The following is a 25,488-nucleotide window of genomic DNA, read 5'->3' on the forward strand; positions in this document are numbered from 1 at the left end:
TAGGTTCCTACTTTGGGGTAGTAGGGGTCGTGAGTTCGAATCTCGCCGCTCCGATCGTGTAGAACCCGCTCTCGTGGCGGGTTCTACTATTTTAAATCTTTCTGCTTTAAGTAGAGTGTTGCTCAGTAAGCTCTTCTAAAAGAGCCGTTCTAGTCCCTAAAGATGTTCGTTAGCTTGATGAGGAAAGGATACTTCAAGCACCACACACCCACTGTCCGTCTTGAATGGTCCATGAAGCTCACCAGGTGGTCTGCTGGCGTAATGTCCAGTTTCTAGCCACAGATCAAACGCCTGGTCGTAAAGACGACCGCTCACCACAAAGATCTCTTCGGGGTATGAGTGCCATTTGCTGCCGAGGTGCGTCGTATCTGCACCGGGATAAAACCGAGTGAGACGAGTATATGCGCCAGTGCTGTCGTCTTTGCTCAAGGTCAATTCTTCCGCGATCGCTTCCAGCCCTTCGATCGGCTGCCATTGTCCGCTATTGGCTGTACTGAGTGGATTCCAGTAGGTAGTAGTAGATTTTGCCATCTTAAGAAAATAATTGATTCGCCCAGTTTCCTAAAGCCCATCCTACTAAAGAGACGCTACTGAGAAGGAGAAACGTGTAGGACTTCCCAAAAAGGCGGAACAAATCATTTCTTGCACCAGCGACCGCTTCAGGCAGTATGACCGCAAAAATACCCGCGAGCGCTCCAATGCCAGCCATGCTCAAGATGCTGAAGACGCTCATGGTTTTTGCCCAGAGCAAGGCGGCGGCTAGGCTGATGGCTCCTGCGATCGCCATGCTGGCAATGCCTGGTACTGTCCACCCCAAAAAAATGACCATTGCGAATGCCGTTGCCAATTGCCCCTCTGGAATGCCAAAGACGCTGCCTGCAAACGCACCTGCCAGCCCGCCAGCTAATCCACTGCTGAGTGTCCAGGTAACGACTGGTGTCAAGATGAAGATCTTCGAGAGAGTGAGGGTAAAGGCAAGCGGTAGCACAATCAACTGTGCCCATAACGGCGTATAAGCTAGTAAGAAGCCCACAAGCAAATACCAGAGAAAGTTAAGCGCCAGCCAATTGAGCGGAGTTGTTGTCGTCTTCATAGCGTTGCGCGATCGTTGTGGCGACATTGTTGCTTACCTGTACATACGCTCTGTGTAAATGGCACTGCATTCTGCACCAGTCGATCAGATAGACTCTACGGCATCTTTCGGAAGAGGAAGTAAGTGAGAGTTACCCTTCACTTTTGATTGTCTCAGTCTGATGCATTCAAACCAAGAAGTTGACTCAAATGAGTGTAAAGCTTTCAAGAAGATTGTGAGCGATCGCAATGATAGGATTGTCAGGCTACCCTCAACCACGGCAAAGCGCTTGATTCTGAATCGTTTGGGGATGGCTGGCGAAGTACTCCTGTAGCCAGTTGCAGCCTTGAGTTAGTAGTTCATCCAACTTAGCAAGGTGCCATAGCTGCGTCTTACCTGTTTCGTTTACGGTGACAAGGTACCCGCCGTCCTGACTAAACTCGATTCCCCGAAGTTGGTTTGGGCTGGCATTAAACTGCGCCAGTTGTCGACCAGATAAATCCCAAAGGCGGGCAGTATTATCTTCGCCAGCCGTAGCAAGCTGTTGACCATCGGGGCTAAAGCTAATGCCTACAACGCTTCCCCAATGACCGTTTAGTTGTGCTAATTGCTTGCCAGAACGATCCCATAGACGGGCGGTGCCGTCTTCGCCCGCCGTTGCCAATTTTGTGCCATCGGGGCTAAAGCGGACGCGTAAAATCCAGCTAGAATGCCCTTGCAACTGTGCCAATTGCTTGCCAGAACGATCCCACAGGCGAGTAGTGCCGTCTTCGCCTGCTGTTGCGATCATCTGACCATCGGGACTAAAGCTTGTGCTGACCAGCCAGCGATGCCGCCCATTTAGCTGAGTGATCAAAGCGCCGGACGCATCCCACAGCTTAGCCGTACCGGATGACCCATCTACACCAACCGTGATCAACTGTTTACCGTCGGGACTGAAGTCAAGACTCAAAATGCGACCTTGCGCGCTTTGCCACTGGGCGATCGCTTGACCAGACAGATTCCAGATTTGAACCGTACCATCCTCAGCAGCAGTCGCAAATCGTTGAGCGTCTCGACTAAAGCTGATGCCTCTGATAACGTGCTGCGGGTTTTGAAAGTGGGCTAACGGCTGTCCAGACAAATGCCATAGCTGAATGGAGCCATTTTCGCTGGCGATCGCCACTTTGTCTCTGCCTGCACTAAAGCCCACGCTGCTTACGGCTGAAACGCCGCTCGCTGGTGATTCGCCAAATGCTTTTGTCTGTGCCGATTGTTGCCTCGCTACGTCCCAGAACCGCACAGAACCGTCATCGCCTGAAGTTACCAGCATGGTTCCATTTGGGCTAAAACTCACATTGCCCACTGGCCCGCGATGCCGCTTGAGGACGGTCAGCGGTTGCCCGGTGAGCGTCCATAGTCGAATGGTCCCGTCTGCACCCGCCGTCGCAAGGCGCTGTCCATTGGGGCTGAAGCTAATGCCCAACGCCCTTCCCTGATGTGCCTTCCACTGGCTTTTACCCTGCACCCGCTGCGGATCGGTTAAGTCCCAGAGCTGCACCATATCATCAGAGCCTGATGTTGCCAGGTATTGTCCATCATGGCTGAAGCTAACGCTTAAAACGCGCCCCTGATGCCCATTCAACTGGGCAAGTTGCTTTCCTTGAAAGTCCCAAAGGCGAGTGGTGCCATCCAGCCCAACGGTTGCGAGGTAAGGACCGCGAGGGCTAAAGCTAATGCCGAAAATCCACCCCTGGTGACCGTTAAGCTGAGCGATAGGCTTTCCGGTTAGGCTCCAAAGGCGGGCAGTATTATCTTCGCCAGCGGTGGCAAGCATCTGGCTGTCGGGGCTAAACGTCACGCCGAGCACCCGACCGCGATGCCCCTTAAACTGCTGGAGCTGTTTGCCCGTGAGATCCCAAAGACGAGCGGTGCCATCTTCGCTAGCGGTGGCGATCGCACGACCGTCTGGGCTGAAGGTAATGCCTAGAATGCGTCCATTGTGTCCTCTGAATTGGGCAAGCTGTTTGCCAGCTAAATCTGAAAGACGGATGGTACCGTCTTCACCTGCTGCCGCAATTAATGCACCAGCAGGGCTGAAGTTGACATCCGCGATCCAGCCTTGACCGAGGTTAATTTGGTTACGTTCATGAATGCTGCCTAGAATTGTTTGGAGGGCAAGCAGCGGACTGGTGACCGGGTAGCCTGGCGAGTTATGAGTGCTAGCGATCGCGCTCAGCTCTCGCCCTGTTTGCATCGCGGCAATGAGGGCATCGATTTCGCTAATCTGATTGGCTTGAAATTGTTGGAGTGTGTCCAGCGCAGTTGCTTCCAGGCTTTTGATTTTGAGGCTAGCTGTCGTGCTTCCCAGGCTGGTTTGAGCACGGAGCGCTTGCAGTTGCGCCTGCTGTCGAATTTGATCGGCGCTAAGGGCTTTTGCTTCGGCTGTTTGGGCATCGTTTTGGGCAAAGGCGACCCGTTTACGGGCTTCCAGGAGATGGCTTTGCAAGATTGCCAGATCTGCCTGTGTGTTAACCATGGTTTGCTGGGTTTGCCGCTGGGACTGCTCGGCAATTTTGACTTTGGACTCGGCAAAGCGCATGTTGGCAGTTGTCACCTGAAGCTTTTGTTCGGCACCCTGAAGTTCCGTTTGAGTCGCCAGCATTCTTTGGTTCGCTTTGGATGCCAGAATACCTGCCGCGATCGCCAGCGTCAATGTACCCGCAAGAATGACAAAGCCTTTATGAATCGTTCGTCTGGCTTGCCGCTGAGCATCGGCTAACAGCCGCGTCACCTGTTTTTCTGCTTCTAAAGCGATTTGCTTGTCTAATGCCTGACTTGCCACCAGGAATTGGTAATCGGCATCGCTCAAGCTTTTGTCTACTGCCCAACGCTGCGCGTCTTGTAGCGCTGCCCCCCGCAGCAGGTGGGTTGCATTCTGGCAATTGGAACTCATCCAGGCATCCAGTGCATCCGCATAAGGGCGATGTCTGGCAAGAATGGCGGTGACCCAGTTCTGGTTGAAGATAGAGGCGTAGATGCGGTTACAGATGGTGAGGCTGCCATGCTGGTCTACCACAATGCCAGAGAGCCTGAGTTCCATGCGTTCAGCACCGTCGTCAGCCGATAGCTTTTGCCGCTGCAAAATCTTTTGATAACAGCCCAGGATACGATTGGTGCGCTGTGGGTTTCGCAGCAGACGATCGCGAATGGTCTTTAAGTGCGGTGGTTCATCCTGCGCTTCCCAGTTGTCAATGATATGGGTGTGTACCAGTTGCTCAATCCACTGTGCTTCTTGCCCGGCAGGAATTGAAGTAGACGTTGCGTGAACCAGCTTGCACAATTTTTGGGTTAAGAACGGCTGTCCGCCTGTCCATGCCAGCACCTCCTGGAGCATGGTGGGAGGATCGTCAGCGGTCGATCGCAACCCTTCAAGCAGTGGCTGTGCTTCGTCCAGTTGAAACCCGTTCAGGGGGATGGCTTTACCAATGTTGAATGGCGTGCGGCTTTTATCTTGAATCAGATCGGATGGTGTTGCTACGCCCAGTAGCGCAAAGGTGAGGCGCTGGTACTCCGGGCGATCGGCACGCTTGTTGTAACAGGTGCGAATCAGCGCAAAAAAGTCGTCGATCAAAAAATCTAAGCTGAGCACACTATCGATTTCGTCGATAAAGATGGCGATCGAGCGTTCACTGTCAGCCAATAGCACGTCTTCCAAAAACTTGCCCAGGCGCTGGACGGGAGGCAGAAAGGCATGTTCTCGCCACCAGAGCCGCAAGTTGATGGGGTGAGCCAGGTCGAGGCTACTTTCGAGCGCGTAGGCAACCCCGGCGTACCATTGTTCGGGGCTAACGTTGCGGTTGCCAATGCCAGAGACATCGATCGCGGCACAAATCACGCCTTCTGCCTGGAGCCGCTGCATCGTTTGAATCCGCAGGCTCGATTTACCCAATTGCCGCGAATTAAGTACGTAGCAGAATTCACCCGCTTTTAAGCCTTCATACAGGTCACGATCGGCTTGCCGTTTGACATAGCTCGGCGCATCCAATGGTAGGCTACCGCCAACCTGATATTCATAGCTCAACTCTGCTGTTGCTACCATTGCTGCGTCTTGATCGTGGTCAGTAGAAACATCTAAAAAGCTATGAGCAGTCAGCTATCAGCTTTCAGTATGTTCAGTTAAATGATAGCCACTTACTCGCCTTGACTAGATATTCGAGAGAGTGCGATCGCCTTTTTACCCCTTTCACCTCGCCCCTTTCACCTCATCGACCTTAACGTCAGTGAGTTTGGGATCACTTCCACCGTACCGTCTGGGTTGAGAGTGATGATGACTTCAAGTCCCTGCACCGTTCGCTCAGTCGACTGGCTGGCTGGCGCTAAGCTAAGATGCTTGAGGTAAATCGTTGCGTTTTGATCCATTGGTACAACTTGCTGGATTGCACCTTTAGCATCCAGTAGTAACCGATACTGCAATTTTGAACCCAGGGGTGATGAGGCGTTCCAGCGTTTCTGAAGATAGTTTCTCAGTTCCTCAAGTCGGAGTGCTATTGCAGATGCGTGGTTCAACTCGTCGATCGCGCCGCTCGACAAATTCTGTTCAGGATCGCCGATTGGCAAGAGAGTGTTGACAGGCTGCACAGGGCTTGGTTGATTGGCGGTCGTTTGACTTGAATATTGTGGCAGCGCTTCTGGCAAGGTCACCACCGTATTAGCCTGGTTGTTGATTTGGAAATTGACGATCGGCGCACTGTTGCCAGTGGTATTGCCAACCGACGGCGCTGGTTGAGTTGACTGCGGTATGACATTCGCTGGCTTCGTCGTAGGACAGGCAGGACCACAATCTGGGACAACCAGGCTCGGTAAAGCAGGACGCGGCAACGTTTCGTCTGGTGGTGCAGACTGACGCACGGATGAAGGCGGCAAAACCTCATCAGGCGGAGGCACGAGCGTGCGTGAAGCGTTTCCAGGATCGGGCTTTGGCACCTGTAGAAAAGCTGCCGCACCCAGGGACGTGCCAGTCGCTCGGACTAGGGTGCCATCGATCGCGGCGGTTGACTGCCGTATAGCCACATCACCGGGCACAACTTGCACACCAGAACCCGTTAACTCCGCTTGCCCATTGGCGTTGACAGTTAGCCCTGTCGCATTACTGCCGCTGCCGCCTGTCAGTAATTCAGGTAAGGAGGGGATAGGCATCGTCCAGGCTTCGACGCGATCGGCGGGAGTCGGGCGCAGTATCTCCAAACTCAATAAAGCTCCAGGCTGGCTCAGGCGCACAATACTCTGCCCCGGCACTGCTGCCACAACGATCTGACCTTCCGGTGCTGACAAGCCGCCACTGCTGACGACGGTGCCACCCAATAAAGCCAGTTGTTGCCCCGAACCGACAGCCAGATTGCCAGCATTGATAACGGCACCGGGCTGCACGACCGTAAACGCATAACTGCTGGGATTACCGCTCAACACCTCGTAGTTATTGATGCCAGAGGCATTAAACCAGTTAGCACCAAAGCCAATGCCGTTCGCAGTCGTAGCAATAAACGATCCTGATACGTTCAAAGTGGCGCTGGAGCCAAACACAACGCCTGCTGGATTCATCAAAAACAGATTGGCGTTGCTGCCGCTGACCTGGATCAGCCCATCTAACCGTGACGCTTCGCCACCCGTTACCCGGACTAAAATGTTGCGAGTGCTAGGGTTGGAGAGAAAATTTGCGATCTGGCTCTGGGTGAGACCAAACTGAGACAGGCTATGGAACAGGTTGGAGTTGTCTCCAGACAGCGTGCCACCGCTGATATCCAAACGGTTGCCGACAGGCGTTACGATCGTGCCTGTGTCTCCTAGGTTGGGCACAATTTGCGCCTGTAGCTGTTCAACCCCGATCGCGCTACTCAACACAGCGGCTGTGAGCAGTACGTTGATTTGGCTAGTGGCTAATCTCATTGACTCTCATCTGATAAAACTTAGAAGCAAGGCTTTAGATACCGATCGCCTCTAAATGACGTTGATGTAGATGCTCAACTCGTGCCCGATGCGCAACTGGTGCCCAGGTAGTCTGCCAATTGCCAATCAATCGGAAAGAATCGTTTAGGGGCTACCTTCCATTGATTTGCAACCTCTCAAACAGTTCTCGACAGACTACTAGGCTCTCGGCAGACTACTAGGCTATCAATGTCAGCAGACGGACTGGCTGCAACCCAGAGAGGTTTACACAAACTTTAACTACCTGTAGCAAATCGCCCCTTTAAACTCGGTTGCTTTACATAAAAATCAGCGAAATTACGTATTGCCTAATAGTTCCATATCTTTGCCTAACTGCTGCTGAAATAAAACTAACGGTACACCTAATGGCTTGCCGTTCAAACTTCATAATCTGACGCGATGTGCAACTAATTCGCCCTCATCCCCACCCTTCTCCCTGGGGAGAAGGGCTTCCAGACCGTTCCGGTTCCCTCTCCCATCGGGAGAGGGCTAGGGTGAGGGCAGTTTTGGCAGGTATTTTAGGAAAGTCGCACATCGCGTAATTTCACTAAACTGTGGCTATATAGGCGAGCTTCGGCTAGAGGTCAGCGGTCAGCGGTCAGCGATCAGCACCAAAAACGAATCTGTAGGGCGATTTTATAGAATTGGTATAACTTAGCTGACTCATACTCCAGGCAGCCGATCGCGAAAATACTGACGATACAGTTCGTAGCGTAGCGTCACGTTATTGCCATTGAGATGCACCAACCCCATGCTGTGAAGCTTGAAGGCTTGAGAAGTTTCTAATCGCACGGGTTCCGTCGTTGCTACCGTTTTTGCGAGAGCCGCAGTGAGATCAGGGTATTGTTCCAGGTTCCATAAATGCCGCCTCAGATGGTCGCTGTAGGGTCCTGCTTCAGTCGGAGCCTGATGGAGCAGTTGCTCTAGCGTTAGATCCCGTTTGGCAATATGGTAAAAGGCAACGCGCACCAAGTAGGGATGCCCACCGACCAACGTCATGAGCTGCTGAGTTTGCTGCGATCGCCAGTGTAAACCGTGACGCGTCGCCAGATCCTGCACCTGTTCGGGGCTAAATTCTGGTAAATCGATCGGTAAGCCCACATTAAACGGCGATTGGTTGTTATCTAGCGGTACATAAACTTCTGTCGAGTGAACGACGACTAAACGCAGCTTTTGCCAAACAGCGCGGTTCTTGGCTTCCTCGTGCCATGCCCGCAGGAGTCCAAAAAAATCTTCAGCGATGTGACGATGCTCAAAGACGCGATCGACTTCATCCAGCCCTAAGATCAGTGGGCTATCAATTTCTCGCAGCAGATACTGCTCAAAGTAGGCTTTGCAGTTTACCTTGCTGCCAAAGATATCATCCCAATAATCCTTCAGTTTGGGTGGAAGCTGTAAACCCTGCCCAACGCTGGCGCAAAACCAGCGTAAAAATTTGTCTAGATCAGCAAAAATGGCGCGATCGGCAAGCTGAAAACTCAGCGGCAGCGTGACGTAGTTTTGCTGCTCTCCGTAGTAAAGAATGCGTGACATGAGGGAGGTTTTGCCCATTTGTCGGGGCGCTTTGATCCGAATCAGCGCGCCCGGTTTGACGATGGTTTCGTAGCAACGTGTTTCGATCGGCGATCGTTCCACATAAAACGCCGAAACCAAATTAACCTGTCCCCACGGCAGTTCTGGCTCTGCTACAGGCAGCGGTGGTGCGTCAGGGGCTTCCAGTGTTGTAAAGGGCGTGGGTAAAGCCTGCGTTGCTGATTCGGCTGTCGGTGGTTGCGTTTCTGTAAACAGGGTTTGCAACGCTTGCAGCAGCGGTGACGTGTCTGTAGACGAGTGCCATTCCCACTGCTGAAACCCGTGTAGATAGCCACGCAAATTGTGATTGAGTGGCAGAGTCAGCGAAAACCCAACCCGTACTGGCACAATAATGGGTTTGTGGTTAGGGCGGGCATCATACGCTTCTCTGGCTCGCCGCACTTCTTCCGTCACCATCTCACTCACTGCGGATTGGGGTGCCAGCAGCAGCACAAAGTAATCGCACTGTTCGAGCACCGCATCAATGTGTCGTAGCCAGTCGGTAGGCGATCGGTCGCTCTCTTCTAAAATCGCTAGTTGATGCCCTGCTGCTTTCAGAGACTGGTATAGCTGCTGAGCAAGACCAAGACTGACCGCCTGATTGCCGTGACTAATGACAACGCTAGAGCGTTGAGGTGGCGCATTGAGCGTGTTGCGGTTGACCACTACTACCTGGCTACCAGAACCAGAGGGCTGCTGCGTCCACGGAGATGGCGGTAAGGCAGCAGGGGTTGCGTGCCCTGTCGATCGCTTGTATCCAGCTTCTTCCAGGGTATAGATAACGGTTCGGGAATCAACGCTGCCTTCGGGCAATTGTAGGAGCGCCTCAACGTAACGGTAAAGGTCACAGAGAGCAACGCGAACGCCGCCTACCCCCTTACACAATTCTTTGGCAATTTCTTTGGGACCCATCCCCAGCAGTAAGCCACGCAGGTGCTCTTTCTCTGTCGGGGTGAGCTTTCCTCGCTTGGCAGAGGCTAGATCGGCGTAGAGCCGCCCCGTATCCCAAAGCGCCTCAGCTCGTACAAATGTGTCTTCAGGCTGAACTTAAACCAGTTGCCATGAGGGGTGATGAAACTTCTAACGTAATGCCTAACGATCTGACTAATCATTCCTAACGTCTGTTAGTTCAATGTCTAGTCACACCTCGACTAACCTTTCTATCTAGAAGAGCAATGACAACGATGCAACCCCCCGACACCTGAAACATCAGGTTAAGCCGTTCGTCAACGTTACTTTACACCTCACTATTTGTGCAACCGTTCTTCGTGGAGAGGCTAAGCATGAATTCGATTCATGAAATCGTTCAACAGGTTCTCACAACTGGTTATCTCACGCTTAGTGCTGAGGATCAGCTGCGACGACTTCTGACAACAAAATATGGTAGAGAAGACTTCTGTGCTTTTATGAGCTTGCAACAGGCAGCCATGACAGGACGAGTCAAGCAAGAATCGCGTGAATTGAGATGTCTAAGCCCCTCTGGAGTGTGACGCGCTGCACTGACCGCAGGGACGATCGACGAACTGGAGCAGCATTGACCACGATGCGATTGAGTAAACCATCACTTGCCTGGAGACGACATGCTAACCCGTGATTACGAAGCTCCCAATCGATCGCCCCACTACAGCCTCAACCACTCTAAAGATATCAGCCCAGTGTCACTTTTCACGGTAGTGCCAGCACCTGATCTCAGCAGTGCTTTGCAATCCTCTTCGCTGCTCACTGCGCTAGTCGAGGCGCTGCCAAAAGGCTTAATCGTGCTTTCTGTCGATCGCACCATCGTTTATTGGAACCAGACGGCTAGACGACTCTGCCAGAAGTTATCGAGCACCCAGCGTTGTTGGACGATGCTACCGACGATCGTCACCGAGCTATGTGGGCAAGTTATAGATGCGAGAACGGTCTGTGAACCAATGCTGTTGGACTATCAAACAACTGACGGCGGCTCGTTTCGTCTCACTGCCTGTTGGCTGACGGAAGCCATGCATGACGAGGCGAACCGGGCGCTCAACCAGCGGGCATATGTTCTCATCACGATCGAAGACCGCGATGAAGTCTTGCAACAAGATATTCAGTTGGAACAGAAAAAGTTCCAATTAACCAATCGGGAAGCGGAAGTTTGGTTACTGCTGAAGCGCGAATACAGCTATCAGGCGATCGCTACCACGCTTCATATCAGCCTCAACACGGTTAAAACCCATATCCGCAACATTCATGCTAAGCGTCATCCCCATTTGGCGCTGCCAGCCTAAGATGTCTCCCATTACACGTCAGCTACCTGAGCTTCAGTGTTTGCGTGGTCTTTTCGTTTATGGAACAGCCAAAGCCTACATACGTGCCAAGGAATTGATCTTGGCAAGCTTATCTTGACTTAACCCTTCTAGTTCGTTTAGCTGAAGCCAGCCTTCCTTAACCAAGCCAGCAAAGACAAACGGCAGAGCGGAGTATTGATAGTCATACTTGCCCTCAATCTGGTGTCTTTTAGCACTCAGGAAGTCATGTAAGCGCCAGAGGTCGTCTAGCTTTATGAGTGCGCTAGCTTCGTCTTGAACTCGCTTCAGCAACGCCTCAATTTCTCGCTTGTAAGCTTGATCAAAAGCAGTTCGGGCGATCGTCTTCTCTGTGTCAGTCCACTCAGCTTCACTTACTTGCATGACTCAATCTAAAATTTACGTGGTGGTTTGGTTGGCTGTAATTACTGCATTTGCTCAATGTAATTGAGCGCTCCTGGTTAAAAGAGCGCTCCCTACGATGGTTCGTGACTTACTTCTCCTCGATCGTGCACCTAGCGAACCAGGTTCAAAAGCTCCTTGGGAGACGCTAACAAGTCAATGGCTACGAAAAAGATCTTGCCTTCAGGGTTGAGCAAGAACCGCCAAGCCATATTCATGCCTACGGCTGCGCCAAACCAAGGGGTCTGCACCTTGCCTGTGACTTTCACCTGCGTGTAACCATCAGCTGCGGGTTCAGCGACTCCCCGCTCTGGCACCAAGTTGAGGTTCTGGCACTCTTCTCGGAAAAACCGCATGATGGCATCTTTGCCCACGATCGGTCTTTGGAACGGTGGCTGCAAAGCTCCATCTTCTACAAACAGCTTAATGAGTTGCTCAAAGTCATTGGCATTCAAGTTGTTCATGTAGCTCAACACGGTTGGGTTATTGAGACCTTCAATAGTGACTTGAGTCCGTTGAGAAATTTCCTTTGGCACAACGACAGGTTCGGAAATTTTAGTGTAGCTGCCCAATTTACTGGGATCAAAACCCATGTCTACAACAGAGTTTCGCAAGACAGTGATCTGCTGCCCTTGATCCAGGGTTTTAAGGGTTTCTAAGACAGCGCTGGCGTTGGCTGAAAGCTTGTAGCCGACCGGAATGGGTGCGACAGCGCCTTGATCCATCCATTCGCCAAGCTGATTCCAGAAGCCGAGCTTAATGTTAGGCGACCAGGTTGCATAAGTGCGGCAGATGGGTGTATCAGCGCGATTTGCCAGATCACACATCACCTGGGTTTGCTCCTCAAAGGTCATCCGCTTAATTTCGTTCAGGGTTAGTTCCGCAAACTGCATACTGGCTGCACCAGGAGCTGCGACTGTAACAGTTTTGCCCATCTCCAGGAAAGCGAACCATGTCCATGCCAGTTGATCTTCAGCACTCAATTGATTGAACCGTGCAGTCAATGCAGGCACTGCATCAGCCGATAATGTTCCGGGGAAAATACTACGGGCGGAATCAAGATTAATTGCCATATATAAGGTCTACCTCGCTAAGTTTGCAACTGGTTGAAGGCGAAGCAATACGTCTCTGGTGATACATTTCTGCTCCCCAGTTCTTAAATTATCACGAAATGTTACAAAAATTAAGTTGTCTTTCTCTTCAACTCAAAAGTTTGACTGCGTTGGTAGCTGTAATGCCTGAGAAGTGAGAGTCTCAGCAACAGTCGTCTTTTAGTCAAATATTTTTCTTTCATATTTGATACATCGCTTAGCAAACTAGCGAAAGCGATCGGACGATCGCTCCGCTCATACACCTGCTTGCGATCGCCCCACTACTTCCGATTCCACTGCGCCTAAGGCTTTCAGCGAGGATTTTTGTGCTTCTGTGAGTCCGGTTACGCCTGTCATATCCATGCCTTCGTAGAGGCGATCGAACTTGAGTTGTCGCAGCCGACTGCACTTTTGTACATCCCACAGTTGCACCGAGCCATCTTCACTACCGCTGATCAACATTGTGCCATCGGGACTAAAGGCAAGGGCGCGAATGGCATCTGTGTGCCCCCAGCAGAGCGTATCCATACAGGCTCCAGTACCGATCTTCCAGAGCTTTACTGTCGTGTCACCGCTGCCGCTGGCGAGGGTGCATCCATCGGGACTGAAGGCGATCGCATACACCTGCTTGGTATGTCCCTTCAAGATTTTGAGACACTGACCTGTGTGCACATCCCAGAGCCTGATGGTTTGATCTTCGCTCCCGCTGGCGAGAGAGTGTCCATCGGGACTGAAGGCGATCGACCAGACAATTTCTTTGTGGTCTGCCAGCGTTTTCACACACTGTCCCGAAGCGACATCCCATAGCTTTACCTGGCTGTCAGCGCTGCCGCTGGCAAGGATTTTTCCATCGGGGCTAAATGCTGCTGCCCAAACCCAGTGAGTATGCCCTTCCAATGTTTGGAGGCACTGTCCTGTATGCACATCCCATACTCGGAGCGTGCGATCCTCGCTGCTGCTGGCAAGTAAGCGACCATCGGGGCTAAACGTGACAGTCCACACCCAGTTCGTATGTCCTTCCAATGCTTTGTAGCGGTTGTGCTGATGGCTGTCTTGAAGATTCCAGAGACGAATGGTGTAGTCGCTACCTCCAGTAGCGAGGATTGGCTCACGGGGACTGAAGGCGATCGATCGCAACCGTCCTTTGCTTTTTGCATCTTGCAGAGTGTCACGCTTCTCTTGATAAACATCCCAAAGTCGCACAATATTATCGTCGCCGCCACTGGCAACGGTTTGCCCATCAGCGCTGAAGGCAACTGCATAGACACCCCGCGAATACCCCTGTAACACGTTGAGGAGCGTCCCATTGGTTGCATCCCACAGCCGCACTGCCTGGTCATCGCTGCTGCTCAAAAGCGTGCGTCCATCGGGGCTAAAGGAAATGGACCAGACCTGGCTGATGTGTCCGGTTAGCGTCTTCAGGCATTCGTTAGCTTTAATCCCAGATTGAATGTTCCAAAGCTTAATCGTGCGGTCTTCGCCACAGCTAGCAAGGGTTTTACCATCGGGGCTAAAGCGCACTGCATAGACTTTTTTGCTGTGTCCTCTGAGGGTCTTAAAGCACTGCCCAGTTTGCACATCCCAAAGTTTAACCGTCTGGTCTTCGCTGCTGCTGGCAAGAATTTGCCCATTAGGGCTGAAGCGGACGGAGTAGACCTGGTTGGTGTGACCCAGCAGTGTTTGCAGGCAATGTCCCTCACTATCCCAGAGTTTAATGGTGCCATCCGCACTGCTGCTCACCAGGCGACGTGGGTTCATCGGGTTAAAGGCAACTGACCAGACCCAATCAGTATGTTCTTTCAGCGTTGCAAGACATTCGCCGCTGCCTGCATTCCAGAGTTTGATGGTTTTGTCTTCGCTGGCGCTGGCGATCGTGGTGCCATCGGGACTAAACGCCACGCTACAAACTTTGCTGGTGTGCTGATTAAGGGTATGTAAACAAGCACCCGTCTGCACGTCCCAGATGCGAACAGTGGAGTCGGCGCTGCCGCTGACCAGCAGCCTGCTATCGGGGCTGAAGGCAAGTGCCCACACCCATATAGTGTGTCCTTTATAGAGCTGGATTTGCTGGTTGTCAGCCGCTTGCCAGAGACGGATTTCGCCATCGCCCATCCCAGTTGCAAAGACTTTGCCATCGGGGCTGTACTGTACAGAAACCAAGCTGGCTAGTCCTAGTATTTCGGCAAACACAGAGCCAGTCAGATCGGCGTTGGTAAAATAGGTGTCCTGTAACTTGACGTTTTTCAAATAGGCGCGCCAGATGGTCAGTGCAGAAAAATCGCGCCCGCTGAGATCCGCCTGGGGGTAACTGCTTTGAAGCTGGCAGAGCAGATTGATCAGATTGCCAATCGCGTACCCTTTTCTAGGTAGCGGCTGTTTGCGCAGGCGATCGAAACTACGGCGGATCTGTGCTTCAAGATCCGTTTCATATAAATCAAGGAGTGTTGTCTTGATTGGCTCCAGAATTTCTTTCTCTTGTGCTTTACGAATATGGTCTAGAGATGCTGCTTTAACGAGTGAGTAGCTATTAAGAAACCATAGTTTTCTCCAGCTTAGAACTGTCTCATCCGGTTGCTCAAGCAGTTGCTCAATTTCGGTAGTGACCTGCTCGACCAACTGTTCAGTGATGTATTCCATGATGACAGGCAGTTGACTCAGTTTGCCTGAATCTGGCATACCCACAATGAGCGATCGACGTGATAGTGACTCCACTGCTTCTAACAAGCGCATGGATGATTCAGGGATGGGAATATCGTTCCTCAAATCTGCTAATGAAACAGGGTCACGATTGATGGCAAGCCAATACATCACTCGTTTTTCTAAATTAGATAACCGCTCAAACTGTTGCTCTAAAAGGGTGCGAATATCGCCATAAACAGCCGTTTTTTGTTTGATCTGGGCAAGAAATTCGGCGATCGTATTATTAAATAAGTTATAAATTGTGGTCGCAACAATTTTGAGCGCCAAAGGGTTGCCAGAGTAGCGATCAACTAACTCACTCAGTTCGGCATCAGAGCCACCCAGCCCTTTATCTTTGAGGATCAACCGTGCTTCCTCCTGGTTCAGTCCATCCAGTTGCAGCACCTTTACTGGAAGGTTTTTGCCTTCCAGAGCAGCGGCATCTTTGGGCTTTTCACGACTGGTAAGCAGAAGGCAGCTTTGATGTGCGGCTTCACCCAGTTTTTTGAATAGGTAGCCATACATTTCATAGCCATCTTTGTATTCACCTGCGCGATCGTAATCTTTGCCTTCGCCGCTTCGCAAAATGGACTCTACGTTATCGAGAATGATGAGACAGCGATGCTCCCGTAATACTTGCAGTAGACGCAAAATACGGCTGTTTTCGTCATCAGGCAGATCGTCAGAGCCGCCGGGTAGAAACTTTAGCAGTTCTACCAAAATGTCATTTAGAGGGGGTGCGTTGCGAAGCGATCGCCAAATCAGAAATTTGAAATCATACTGCACTCGTTGAGCAATACGGGCAGCAAGGGTCGTTTTGCCAATGCCGCCAATGCCGAGCACTGCTACCAACCGACAGCGGTTTGCAGCACGATTGCTCCCAAGGGCATCTCCCACAATCCACTCTTCTAGCTCGATGAGTTGTGCCTCGCGTCCACAAAAATCCTCGACAGCAACCGCTTCGCCCCAGTCTTGCTGTGCCTTTGCCTGTTCCGGTTGGCGTGCTTCGTACTCGTCCAGTAGCTTTTGCTTGAGATAGTTCAGCTTTTTATTACCACCCACCTCAATACGAAACTTTTTATAGCTTTCTCCGAGGCGCTTACGGACTGCTGCTTCGCTGATTTCGAGCGTCTTTGCAATCTCAGCACCGGGGCGATCGGCGAGTGCCAGCAAAAGCGCTTCTAGCTCTGTATGGGTGACTCCTTGCCGGGTCGCCATTTCGGCAATAAAGCTATCAGGGAGACTGGGCATGAAATCGTACACTCCTAGTTCACACGCATTATATGTTAGCTATCACTATGTGAGTTGCCTGTTTATAGCATGAGTGCTCGACAGTGCTGAAGTAGAGGTGCGAGACTTCATCATTCTCTTAAGTTGACTCAGCGATCTTTACAAAAGACTTCACAAAAGAGACACGGACGAGCTTGAATTAAGCTTCTTTATAGGCTGCATGAGGTGACTGTTCTGCATAGATGCCTACAAAAACAAATGATTCCAGAGACGATCGCACACAAAGGTCACACAAAAGAGCCGCCTATCTCACTCATGTGAGGAAAAAGCGATCGCGCACTACCGTATAAGTTGACTTGAGGGGCATTTTGTAGTCTTTGCTACAACAATGATTTATATGTTTGTGAGATTAAAGTTATAGCAAGATAAACGAGTCAGCAATTTGAATCAATTCAGCCTAGAAAATTATTTTTTCTGCCTGAAACGCCTGGACTCTATCTCTTTATTATAGCTCTGTTAACGTTGTGTGAGAGTGACGATACCGTTCTAAGTCAATGTGAGATCAGGAGCGACTACCGATCGCTGTGGATGTTGCTTCGGTTCACTCAATGCTGCACTCTAACGCGCTCAAGGACTCTACTATGCCCTCAACCATTGCGAAATTTCTAACTGGTGCGGATGCAATTCAACTCTTTGTCAGCCTTACGGCGCAAGTTGCGACAACGAGACAAAGCGATCGCCCACCAACCAACTCGACACCTCACTCAACGTTGATTGCCTTACCAGTCGTGTTCTCACACACGACCTTCCGCCTGATCGAAATGATGTCTGTCACTCAGCATGGTGAATTTTTGACGAGTAGCCGGAAGGGCAAGTTTCAAACCTTTGTAGAAGTAGGTGGGCACATCTGTCAGCGTCAATGTCTCAGCGACGCGGAACTGTACGCAGTGCAGCGACTGTATCAACAGATTGAAACGCAGCTTGCTCACTGGCGATCGCACCCGCATCCTTGAGTGCTCACCTGACAACCTTTTCTGGCGCGATCGCACAAGGTAGAACCCGTGCGCGTCGAGAACTCACCACACTCCATCTAACGCAACCATTGCGTCTGGCTCTAAGAGGCTTGAAGTCCACAGTCAGCGAAGTGACGATCACTTGCTGGCTTTTTTTTGGTTTAACAACATTTATTAGGAGAGCAACCGTCATGAATCTCGATCCGTTTCGACCCAAGCCCATTCGGCATTTGCCACAACGAGTTGCCGCTAAATTGGAAGCCTGCGATATCGGGCGGCTGCGAGTTGTCTATGGTGGTACGTCCTGGCGCTTCAAGCTCCTTGTTTCGGTTGGGCAGGTCATACAGTTGACCCCTGGTCAGACGGTGACGATCATTGGTGTAGAGGACACGTTGACGTTGATCATTGAGGTCTAAGTTGCGTCAAGCCCTGACTCTTACGATCCCGGCTGCTCAAGAAGCCGGGATCGCGTTAATCGGCTAGACTTTGGTGATGCGGATTGAGAGGATAGAAGCCAGCCATGACCAGAATCTTTTTGGCAGGGGCAAGTCGCGGTGTGGGGCGAGAAATTGCCAAAAGCTTGACAGCACATGGAATGAACGTGGTCGCACTGCTGCGATCGGACTCTGCCCGTCCAGATTTAGAAGCAATGGGCGCTACCGTTGTGATGGGTGATGCGCTAGACGCTGACGCGATCGCGGCACTGATTGCCCAGCAGCCCTTTGATGCGGTGATCAGCACGCTAGGCGGCAAACCGACCGATGGCGATCGCGCTGATTTTAAGGGCAACCGAAACCTGATCGATGCGGCTGTCAAGGCTGGCGTGCAGCGATTTGCTCTAGTGTCGTCGATCGGTACGGGCGAGAGTGCCGCAGCGCTACCACCGCAAGCGCTCGAAACATTAGGTCCGGTTCTGGCAGAAAAAGAACAGGCAGAAAATCACCTGACTGCCAGCGGCTTGACCTACACGATTATTCGTCCCGGTGGGCTGAAATCGGAACCGCCTAAAGGCAGTGCTATCTTGACCGAAAATCCCAACATTGCTGGCTCGATTCATCGTGCCGATGTTGCGACTTTGGTCGTTCGGAGTCTCACATCCGATCGTGCCAAGAATAAAATTCTGTCAGCGGTTGATCCCACTATGCTTTTTGGTCAACCAGTGTTTGAAGCCTTTGTGCTGTAAGGATCTAGCGCGTTGAAACCAGTCTCATTGGTGAGGATGAGCTATCATCATGCCGAACGGTTTGATCCACCCGTTAGCGAGCGTCCAGTCCAGCACAATGCGGGCACCTGCAAACAGCAACACACTTTCTATGCCCAGGATGGTCAAGGGCAATAGCGCGATCGTCTCATCTAGCTTGCCTTCTGCTTGCGTTAGCCCGCGCACCAACCCGAACGCCAGCACAGCGCCATCCTTGAGGTGCGGGTTGGGGTCTTGCCGAACGATATAGCGATAGGTGATGCCAAACAGAAAGCCAGAGAAAGCCGCGATCGCCCCACAAACTAGCACCCGTAGGCTCTCGGCATCGATCAACAACGCCGTTAACTGGGTAAAACGGAGTGACAGCCAGCCATTCATCAGCATCAGCGCACCAAACATCAGACTAGCCGTAAGTGCCCCCAACAGTCCAGCTTTGAGCGATTCAATCCGTTCAGCTAGAGTCATTTCGATTGACATTGGCGTAACGACACTTGACGGCGCGATCGCTGCATCAGTGGGTTCATTGTGTTCTGTCAGTACAGTCATGGCGACAGGTTTGCAGATTTCAGATACTCGATCTTAGAGTGAAACGATCACTCTTAGCCCTGTTTCACTCAATAATCTCTGCTACGTCGTACCTGCGGTACAACTTTGCACTATGATCGGCATTGACGTTGTTTCATAGCGCTGCGGTCATGGATATTGTGACGTTGGGTTGGGTTTCGCTGTTAGTAATTTTTACGTTCTCTATTTCATTGGTCGTTTGGGGGCGCAACGGTTTTTAGTCTGGTTGAAGCATCGTGGAAACTTCTGTTTTTAATGTTCTAGTTCTGGTTGCCTTTGGGCTGATGGTGGTCGTTAGCGGCGGGATCGTTTATTTAACGATCGTCGAGTGGCGCGATCGGCGACGGCGTGATCAAGAAAGCCGTGGCGATCGCCCAATCCCCATCAGTAACAACAAAGCCTCCCGCAAGACTGGCAAAGTGAAGAAATAACATCGCAAGCGTGAGCAGCAAGAACACAAGGCTGCTCACGCTTGTAAGCGGCTGAGGTCAACTGACACAGTACGGAATCCGCCTAAAAGTCTTAGCTCTGACAGATTCCGAATATTGCTCAGATCGAGTCGGTTTGCTCTATAAAGCGTGCTAGAGAGGAGCGATCGCCAACGTTGGTTTTTACAGTAATGCGTTAAGGCTCTGGACAACCGGATCTTGATGGCGCTTTAAGATGTTTCGATAGGTATTTGCCAACTCCTCAGCAAGCCGATCTTCTACAACTTTCGCTTCTTGCTTGGAGTAAGCTTTTTCAAAAAAGACCTGATACTGTCTTGACCGAAAGAGGCTGGTGGCTAGTTCTTTGAGCAGAGAGTCAATTGATGACTCATCCCAATCAAAGTTGTCATCAACAGTCTCCAGTAAGTGCATCTTTGCTTTACAGCGAACGACTGCCCGATGTGGACGGTAATAGTTAACAAGTGCCATGACGATGTATGCTGCATAACGATGTTTTGCAGTATACCCAGTACATTGACCTTGTTTCACCTTACCAAAGTCACATTCTGGCAACGTGGTTGAGCCTTAGTGCGATCGAGCAGTTGCCATTAACCAATCCAAAAGGGGTTTCAATGGCGCTGGTATGGCTGCTTCACTAACGGTAACGGTATGGCTGCGATCGCCCTCCCGAACGGTCACCGCATACTCAAAACGGTCTGGTTGTGCAGGCGCTGACGGCGTTGATGGCAAGCGAAAAAAGTCTGCCGCTTCCAATAATTGACGCAACTGTGTGGCGCGATCGGGGTTCAGAGTGGCTGTATCCACTGTGATGGTCAGCGGCATACCTGTGAAACCACCGCTGCGTTCTAGTGAAATCTGCATCGTGTTCTGCTCGCTTGCGTTTCCTTCAGCATAAAGTCCACCACTTAGAAGCGGTACCACCAGCGCCACCCAAAGGTGTACTGAAAATTGTCGCCGTGTGACCCATACTGGTTGCATTGGTTGTCTAAATGACTCCTACTTGTTGCCAAGCGTTGCGAACGGCATTCTGCTCGCTGCTATCGGTTCCGTAGAGTTGTTCGGCGATCGCGATCGTAGCGTTAGCTGCGTCCCAAAACGTTGCTCTACTACCCAGCGCACTCTTCAGCGTCACGTACCAAATTTTTCCAGTTTTTTCCCATGCATAGCCACCAATGGTCATTGCTGCCAGGTAAAACGCATGATTGGGAATACCCGAATTGATGTGAACGCCGCCGCGATCGCGCCCTCCGACATATCGATCTTGATAGTGCTTTGGTTGGGGATCGGTACCGAAGTCTGGGTCGTTTGCGTAGGCTTTCTCTCCCATCAGCGTGCGAATACCCTGAATGCGTGCGCCCGGACCGAGTACCTCTTTACCGATATACCAGTCTGCCTGTGTGACGGTCTGACTGTACTTCCACTGGCTGACTAAGCTACCCATGATGTCGGCGAAACTTTCGTTGAGTGCGCCGGACTCAGCAAAATAGTCTAGCTTGCTGGTGAAACTGACGATGCCGTGAGTGAGTTCATGTCCAACCACATCCAGCGATCGGGTAAAGCGGGTAAACAAATTGCCGTCACCATCGCCATATGCCATCTGCTGACCGTTAAAAAACGCGTTAGACATCGGTGCTCCAAAGGTGTCGCCAACGTGAATGCTTGAACGGAGCGGTAAGCCAGCATCGTCCAACGAGTCGCGATCGAAGACTTGCTTATAAAAATCATAGACATCACCAGAATAATCATAGGCTTCATTGGCAGCGTCATCTGCGACTGGGCGATCGCCCTCCTTCCGCACCAACTTGCCCGGTAGGGGATCGCTTGCTCCACTCATATCAAAAACATACCGCTCCTTCCCATCAAGCTGCCCCATCAAAGAGGTTGCCATTGGTTGCGTACTGAGCAGTCGCCGCGCCGTACGATATTCGTTCCCCAGTGATGCAAGTGCGATCTGTCGCACTGCTGGATCGTCAGAACCTTGTAACGTTTCAGCCATGTAGGGCGGCACAAAGCAGCAAAGAGGATGATGGCATAGATGCATAATCATTTCCTTTACACAACTTGAAGCATGGGCACTTTGAACTGTCCTAACGCTGCTGGTGCCTGTGGCAGCGTGACCAAGACTTTCAGACGATAAGTACCTGACTGTCGCAACCGCAGTGATGGCAGCAGAATTGTGTACGCTGAGTCGTCTGATAGGGAATGTGCCGTCACGTCTTCCAGACTGTCAGTAACGCCTGTAGCCAGATTGCGGGCAAAGCATTGCACGCGGTAGGCAATCTGTTTGTGCTGGTTAGCCTGCGTTAGCCCAGCAAACTGTATGGATACTTCGAGCGCAAACGGTTGATCGGTTTGAATCGCGTTTGAGAAGATGGGGCTGTTTCTGTCAGCAACCATTGGTACCTTCATGTAATAAGGCTGCATCACTCGTAGCTGAGTGATTTCTGCCACGATCGACTCTGCTACAGTCGACTCTGCCACGATCGAATTCTCTGTCTGCAAGAGAGGCAAAGCCATCTCCACACGATCGTGTAGCCATTGCTGTATCCAGTCAGTCTCAAACGTACTCCAAGACTCGATCGCATCAGTTTCGAGATGATGAGCGGTGATGCGTTGCTCCGCTTTCCCATTCACCCATCGGGACTGGTAGTCCACTTTGAACGACGCGATCGAGTTCCAGTCAGGCAACGGTTGTTCACACGCTATTTCTGTGTGATCTTCAATAGAGTTTGCTTGTACTGTTTCTGCGATCGCCTCAAACGAGTCTGCTTGCTCTAAGGACGCTTTGACATGGTGAACTTGGGCTTGAGCCAGCCATGCTTCAAGCTCCTCGCGGGAGAGCGTGCGTCCATCACTTTTCGCCTGAGCTTCGATGGCATCGGCTGATGCTTGAGCCAGATCAGCGATCGTGTCAATACCGAATGAATTGAGCCAACGCTTTCTGACTGCGCCAATCCCCCGAATCTGCGTCAGATCGTTACGATCCTTAGAGTTACCGTTGGCTTCATGTGTTGGTGATTCCATCATCCTCGTTCCTCTTCTAAGTAGGAACCTGGTAGGAGGCATATCCTACCAGGTTGGCTCAACTCCTGAACGATGCCAGGAGTATCGTTACGCTCACATCAGCGCTACACCAAAGTTGGAGCGGCTAGTTACTCTTGACCGGAAGCATACACTTCCAGCAAGACTTCCTTGATATAGCCATGTCCCCAGATCTTGGTTGTACAGCGGTTCTCAACAGGACCGACTGTAGCCACTGCACCGATCTCATAGAGTCCGGGCTTCAAACCATCGCGCTGAGCCACACCTCTGTGAATCAGGGAGTAGGTATAGACATCCTTGCTGGTCACAAGAGTTGCTTGCACGTCAACTTCCGGTGCGTTTTTGCCATAACCCTCAAGCCCGAAATCGATGATGATTCGGGTGCCCAAGCACATCAGAAGTTCAGTCAGGGGAGTTCTGTTAAAGACAACATCAACAGCGACTTCATACTGCTCATCTTCTGCGATGATGAACGGAGAGTTAGACGGATCAGCAGGCTTAATGCCAAGACCACGAACGCGTAAGTTTTCCAGTTTGAACGTGACAGGACCAACGATCGTCCGGGAGCGAGTTTCGGTTGTACCAACTTCGGGAGTTTGACCTTCAGGAACATTGGGTCCCTTAAATTGAGCGATCGCTGCCATTGCATCCATTTCGTTAGACATAATCTAGTATCCTCGTGTGTTGCAGGTTCTTGAATTTGGTTAAAAGCCTTTGCTTGATCTAGCTTTTGGGTCTCTACCCTTCAGTTCAACCGCACTTGGCTTGTCAACTGAATCCATCATGGCAACACCACAAGCCACTGGGTAGTACCCAGGTTGGGTACTCTTTCTTCCCGTTCGCTGTGTTGAGCTTAACCGTAAATTGGGTAGTAGCTTAACTACCCAAAAGCGATGTTTCTTGAAATTTGTATTGCGAAACGAATTTTTCAAACGCCTCTATTTATTTGACGAAAAGCTAAGCTTTGATCACAAGACTCTCTAGCTAACTTTGTTTTTCTCTAACCTGTTTCTCTATCCAAATGAACGCTGAATCCGCAAGAAGATTTCCCTGGGTTTCGTTTAGTTTGCTGCTCATTGCCTATGCCTGCCTTGGCTGGTTGCTAGCGACCCCTACACTGACCGACCCTGTATGGATCTTGCCAACCTGCCATAGAACGTTTGATCTTTTCAGGCAAGTACTGCCTGCTGATCAATCGCAAAATGTTTGCGGTGTCATCTTAAGGGGAAATCTTTTCAACGCAGCACTAGCACTGAGCTGGATCGTGATTGCTTCGATCGCGTTCATGTCTCCTTTAACCAGCTTCAACCGCTTCATCAATCGCTGGTTTAAATCAGATACGGTTGCCTTCTTAGCACTGTGCATCATTGCTGGAATGGTTGCATTCATCCTGCTCTGGCTTCAGCTTGCTCTTCACATTTCGACAATCTTAGCAAGTGAAGCGCTGGCAAGAATTGACATCCAAACACTTGGCTTTAGTCAGTTGCAAGCGTTCTGGATTTTAGTTTTACTTTCATCGACAGGCTTAGCGATCGGCTGGGTCGTGCGGTTATGGCTCTAGCAGTACGCCATCAACAAAAAAGCAGCCTGTTGGCTGCTCGGTCAAGTGCATGAGGATGGTGCGATCGTAAAACGGTCAAGCCTTGAACGTGCTGCGGTTACCGTTTTTGCTACACCTTAGAGGATGTTTTAAAAGTCCAGATGCGTGTAGCTCTGGCGACTGAAGTCGCGGCTACACGCACAAAACCTGCCTACGCAGGTTCCAAAACCCTCGTGCTGAGGTAGTCCGCGCAGGCGGACTTTGTTGATGTAGTCGCGGTTTTAACCGCCAGATACTTTTCAAACAGCCTCTTAAGGAGGGACACTGCAAAAACCGTCACACTCTAAAGATAAATCGCAGTGCCAGCCAGTGAGACTGTGAGCAAGCGTTTAACTGTCTCCATTGCCCCTCAGTACTTCACTTGGGGGGCAATTTATTACGTTGGGGTCTGTTGCTGCAAGCTGCTTCACGTGGATTGCAGTCTATAACAGTCCTAAATCATTCATGAAGAGTATGTAGTGGTTTAGCACTCAGCGGTTAGCCATTCGCTGAGATGTGAGCGCTGAGGGCTGCAAGCCAAGATCTGAAAGCAACCCGGCGTACTTTCACAAAGCAAATATGCCCGCTACGTACGTTAAATCAGGCGAAAAATAAAGGGATAACGAAACGGCTGATCGGGTTTGCTAAGGCTGTGAGACACTGCCCAGATGGTTAAACCCCAATGTACTAACCACCAGACTCCACCCGCTAAGCCAAGAGTAATAAATGAAAGCGGGATTAAAATCAGACCATACAGCCAAACATTGAAATGAAAGTTGATGGCTTCCTTGGCGTTGTCTTTAACAACGGGGTCGTCGGACACTAGCAAGATGGCGATCGGAATCACCACAGAAATAATCAAACCACTAAAAAAAATTGACCCATGACTCAAAGCCGACAGCAGCTTACGTTTATCAGTGTCAAATACTCCGGGGCTTTGCATCTTCACAGTCTCCCGCTAGAAGGCGTTTTGCTTACAACTGCCAATATACAGCGATCGTGGTCTGCCAGCGGTGGTAAGAACACGACTCTCTAAGAGGGGATTACCGAAGGTAGAGTGTACACGCAGAGGCATCCAAACCGTCACGCGCCCTTAACTCTCTTAACGATTATGTGTGAGGAAGCCGATCGCCCTTTCTGCCAGAATAGAGGACAGATGTCGTTGTGTTTGCAGCCCACCGAGCAGAGGGAACTGAGTGTGGGCATTCTAAGCGAGAGGCAGGAAGCAGAGTCCGTGATGGTAAGCATCAGTACACCCATTCTTATGTCATAGTGCCAGAATCATCCTAGATTTAGAGTACGGATCACGATGGCAATCGCAGCCACTGGAGGCGCTAACGCTAATTGCCGTCCCTTTCAC

General features: G+C 51.0%; 24 protein-coding genes. 9 read left to right on the forward strand and 15 right to left on the reverse strand.

Going from position 1 to position 25,488, the window contains the following annotated elements:
- Positions 1 to 156: 156 nt before the first annotated feature.
- From AC5JO6_RS01465 to AC5JO6_RS01485, 5 genes are all read right to left on the reverse strand, one after another.
- Positions 157 to 531, reverse strand: coding sequence for a cupin domain-containing protein (locus AC5JO6_RS01465; protein WP_496079261.1), 375 nt, complete (start codon positions 529 to 531; stop codon positions 157 to 159).
- Between the two features lies 1 nt (position 532).
- Positions 533 to 1,093, reverse strand: a complete 561-nt coding sequence (locus AC5JO6_RS01470; protein WP_496079262.1) for a hypothetical protein — start codon at positions 1,091 to 1,093, stop codon at positions 533 to 535.
- 250 nt (positions 1,094 to 1,343) lie between these two features.
- Positions 1,344 to 5,153, reverse strand: a complete 3,810-nt coding sequence (locus AC5JO6_RS01475; protein WP_496079263.1) for a WD40 domain-containing protein — start codon at positions 5,151 to 5,153, stop codon at positions 1,344 to 1,346.
- A gap of 158 nt (positions 5,154 to 5,311) precedes the next feature.
- On the reverse strand, positions 5,312 to 6,997 hold the full coding sequence (locus AC5JO6_RS01480) for a filamentous hemagglutinin N-terminal domain-containing protein (protein ID WP_496079264.1): 1,686 nt from the start codon (positions 6,995 to 6,997) through the stop codon (positions 5,312 to 5,314).
- 702 nt (positions 6,998 to 7,699) lie between these two features.
- On the reverse strand, positions 7,700 to 9,520 hold the full coding sequence (locus AC5JO6_RS01485) for an AAA-like domain-containing protein (RefSeq protein ID WP_496079265.1): 1,821 nt from the start codon (positions 9,518 to 9,520) through the stop codon (positions 7,700 to 7,702).
- Between the two features lie 371 nt (positions 9,521 to 9,891).
- Here AC5JO6_RS01485 and AC5JO6_RS01490 point away from each other — a divergent pair, with 371 nt between their 5' ends.
- Positions 9,892 to 10,098 carry a hypothetical protein gene (locus AC5JO6_RS01490; RefSeq protein WP_496079266.1) on the forward strand — a complete coding sequence of 69 codons (207 nt, stop codon included), beginning with the start codon at positions 9,892 to 9,894 and terminating at the stop codon, positions 10,096 to 10,098.
- A gap of 90 nt (positions 10,099 to 10,188) precedes the next feature.
- On the forward strand, positions 10,189 to 10,860 hold the full coding sequence (locus tag AC5JO6_RS01495; protein ID WP_496079267.1) for a helix-turn-helix transcriptional regulator: 672 nt from the start codon (positions 10,189 to 10,191) through the stop codon (positions 10,858 to 10,860).
- Between the two features lie 75 nt (positions 10,861 to 10,935).
- Here AC5JO6_RS01495 and frp read toward each other — a convergent pair whose 3' ends face one another.
- The 3 genes from frp to AC5JO6_RS01510 all read right to left on the reverse strand — a co-directional run bounded on the left by frp (position 10,936) and on the right by AC5JO6_RS01510 (position 16,301).
- The gene (gene frp, locus AC5JO6_RS01500) at positions 10,936 to 11,262 is read right to left on the reverse strand and encodes a fluorescence recovery protein (protein ID WP_496079268.1); all 327 of its coding nucleotides are present in this window, start codon (positions 11,260 to 11,262) and stop codon (positions 10,936 to 10,938) included.
- Positions 11,263 to 11,393: 131 nt separating this feature from the next.
- Positions 11,394 to 12,353, reverse strand: coding sequence for an orange carotenoid-binding protein (locus AC5JO6_RS01505; protein WP_496079269.1), 960 nt, complete (start codon positions 12,351 to 12,353; stop codon positions 11,394 to 11,396).
- A 273-nt stretch (positions 12,354 to 12,626) separates the two neighbouring features.
- Complete coding sequence (locus tag AC5JO6_RS01510) at positions 12,627 to 16,301, reverse strand: WD40 domain-containing protein (RefSeq protein WP_496079270.1); 3,675 nt, start codon at positions 16,299 to 16,301, stop codon at positions 12,627 to 12,629.
- 620 nt (positions 16,302 to 16,921) lie between these two features.
- Between AC5JO6_RS01510 and AC5JO6_RS01515 the strand changes: the two genes are divergently transcribed.
- The 3 genes from AC5JO6_RS01515 (at position 16,922) to AC5JO6_RS01525 (ending at position 18,476) form a co-directional block, all read left to right on the forward strand.
- Positions 16,922 to 17,293: a hypothetical protein gene (locus AC5JO6_RS01515; RefSeq protein ID WP_496079271.1), complete on the forward strand. Its 372-nt coding sequence runs from the start codon at positions 16,922 to 16,924 to the stop codon at positions 17,291 to 17,293.
- Positions 17,290 to 17,709 carry a hypothetical protein gene (locus AC5JO6_RS01520; protein ID WP_496079272.1) on the forward strand — a complete coding sequence of 140 codons (420 nt, stop codon included), beginning with the start codon at positions 17,290 to 17,292 and terminating at the stop codon, positions 17,707 to 17,709. The genes AC5JO6_RS01515 and AC5JO6_RS01520 overlap by 4 nt, the downstream gene beginning before the upstream one ends.
- Before the next feature lie 104 nt (positions 17,710 to 17,813).
- The gene (locus tag AC5JO6_RS01525; protein WP_496079273.1) at positions 17,814 to 18,476 is read left to right on the forward strand and encodes an SDR family oxidoreductase; all 663 of its coding nucleotides are present in this window, start codon (positions 17,814 to 17,816) and stop codon (positions 18,474 to 18,476) included.
- A 24-nt stretch (positions 18,477 to 18,500) separates the two neighbouring features.
- Here AC5JO6_RS01525 and AC5JO6_RS01530 read toward each other — a convergent pair whose 3' ends face one another.
- Positions 18,501 to 19,040, reverse strand: a complete 540-nt coding sequence (locus AC5JO6_RS01530; protein ID WP_496079274.1) for a hypothetical protein — start codon at positions 19,038 to 19,040, stop codon at positions 18,501 to 18,503.
- A gap of 149 nt (positions 19,041 to 19,189) precedes the next feature.
- Here AC5JO6_RS01530 and petN point away from each other — a divergent pair, with 149 nt between their 5' ends.
- Both petN and AC5JO6_RS01540 read left to right on the forward strand, forming a co-directional pair.
- The gene (gene petN, locus AC5JO6_RS01535) at positions 19,190 to 19,279 is read left to right on the forward strand and encodes a cytochrome b6-f complex subunit PetN (protein WP_496079381.1); all 90 of its coding nucleotides are present in this window, start codon (positions 19,190 to 19,192) and stop codon (positions 19,277 to 19,279) included.
- A gap of 15 nt (positions 19,280 to 19,294) precedes the next feature.
- A complete protein-coding gene (locus tag AC5JO6_RS01540) occupies positions 19,295 to 19,489 on the forward strand; it encodes a hypothetical protein (RefSeq protein WP_496079275.1) in 195 nt (64 codons plus the stop codon).
- 180 nt (positions 19,490 to 19,669) lie between these two features.
- Here the strand turns inward: AC5JO6_RS01540 and AC5JO6_RS01545 are convergent, their stop codons facing one another.
- The 5 genes from AC5JO6_RS01545 to AC5JO6_RS01565 form a co-directional block, all read right to left on the reverse strand.
- A complete protein-coding gene (locus tag AC5JO6_RS01545) occupies positions 19,670 to 19,975 on the reverse strand; it encodes a Rho GTPase-activating protein (protein WP_496079276.1) in 306 nt (101 codons plus the stop codon).
- A 96-nt stretch (positions 19,976 to 20,071) separates the two neighbouring features.
- Positions 20,072 to 20,485: a protealysin inhibitor emfourin gene (locus AC5JO6_RS01550; RefSeq protein WP_496079277.1), complete on the reverse strand. Its 414-nt coding sequence runs from the start codon at positions 20,483 to 20,485 to the stop codon at positions 20,072 to 20,074.
- Positions 20,486 to 20,492: 7 nt separating this feature from the next.
- Positions 20,493 to 21,548: a M4 family metallopeptidase gene (locus tag AC5JO6_RS01555; RefSeq protein WP_496079278.1), complete on the reverse strand. Its 1,056-nt coding sequence runs from the start codon at positions 21,546 to 21,548 to the stop codon at positions 20,493 to 20,495.
- An 11-nt stretch (positions 21,549 to 21,559) separates the two neighbouring features.
- Positions 21,560 to 22,534: a helix-hairpin-helix domain-containing protein gene (locus AC5JO6_RS01560; protein ID WP_496079279.1), complete on the reverse strand. Its 975-nt coding sequence runs from the start codon at positions 22,532 to 22,534 to the stop codon at positions 21,560 to 21,562.
- A 125-nt stretch (positions 22,535 to 22,659) separates the two neighbouring features.
- Positions 22,660 to 23,214: a hypothetical protein gene (locus tag AC5JO6_RS01565; protein ID WP_496079280.1), complete on the reverse strand. Its 555-nt coding sequence runs from the start codon at positions 23,212 to 23,214 to the stop codon at positions 22,660 to 22,662.
- Between the two features lie 356 nt (positions 23,215 to 23,570).
- Here AC5JO6_RS01565 and AC5JO6_RS01570 point away from each other — a divergent pair, with 356 nt between their 5' ends.
- Positions 23,571 to 24,110 (forward strand): hypothetical protein, encoded by a 540-nt coding sequence (locus AC5JO6_RS01570; protein WP_496079281.1) that lies wholly within the window; start codon positions 23,571 to 23,573, stop codon positions 24,108 to 24,110.
- Positions 24,111 to 24,723: 613 nt separating this feature from the next.
- Here AC5JO6_RS01570 and AC5JO6_RS01575 read toward each other — a convergent pair.
- Positions 24,724 to 25,071 carry a DUF4870 domain-containing protein gene (locus AC5JO6_RS01575; RefSeq protein ID WP_496079282.1) on the reverse strand — a complete coding sequence of 116 codons (348 nt, stop codon included), beginning with the start codon at positions 25,069 to 25,071 and terminating at the stop codon, positions 24,724 to 24,726.
- Here AC5JO6_RS01575 and AC5JO6_RS01580 point away from each other — a divergent pair.
- Entirely contained in the window at positions 25,012 to 25,164 is a 153-nt protein-coding gene (locus AC5JO6_RS01580; protein WP_496079383.1) for a hypothetical protein, read from the forward strand. The two genes, AC5JO6_RS01575 and AC5JO6_RS01580, sit on opposite strands and share 60 nt — an antisense overlap.
- Positions 25,165 to 25,488: the final 324 nt, after the last annotated feature.

The sequence above is a fragment of the Tildeniella sp. genome (genome assembly GCF_059505325.1).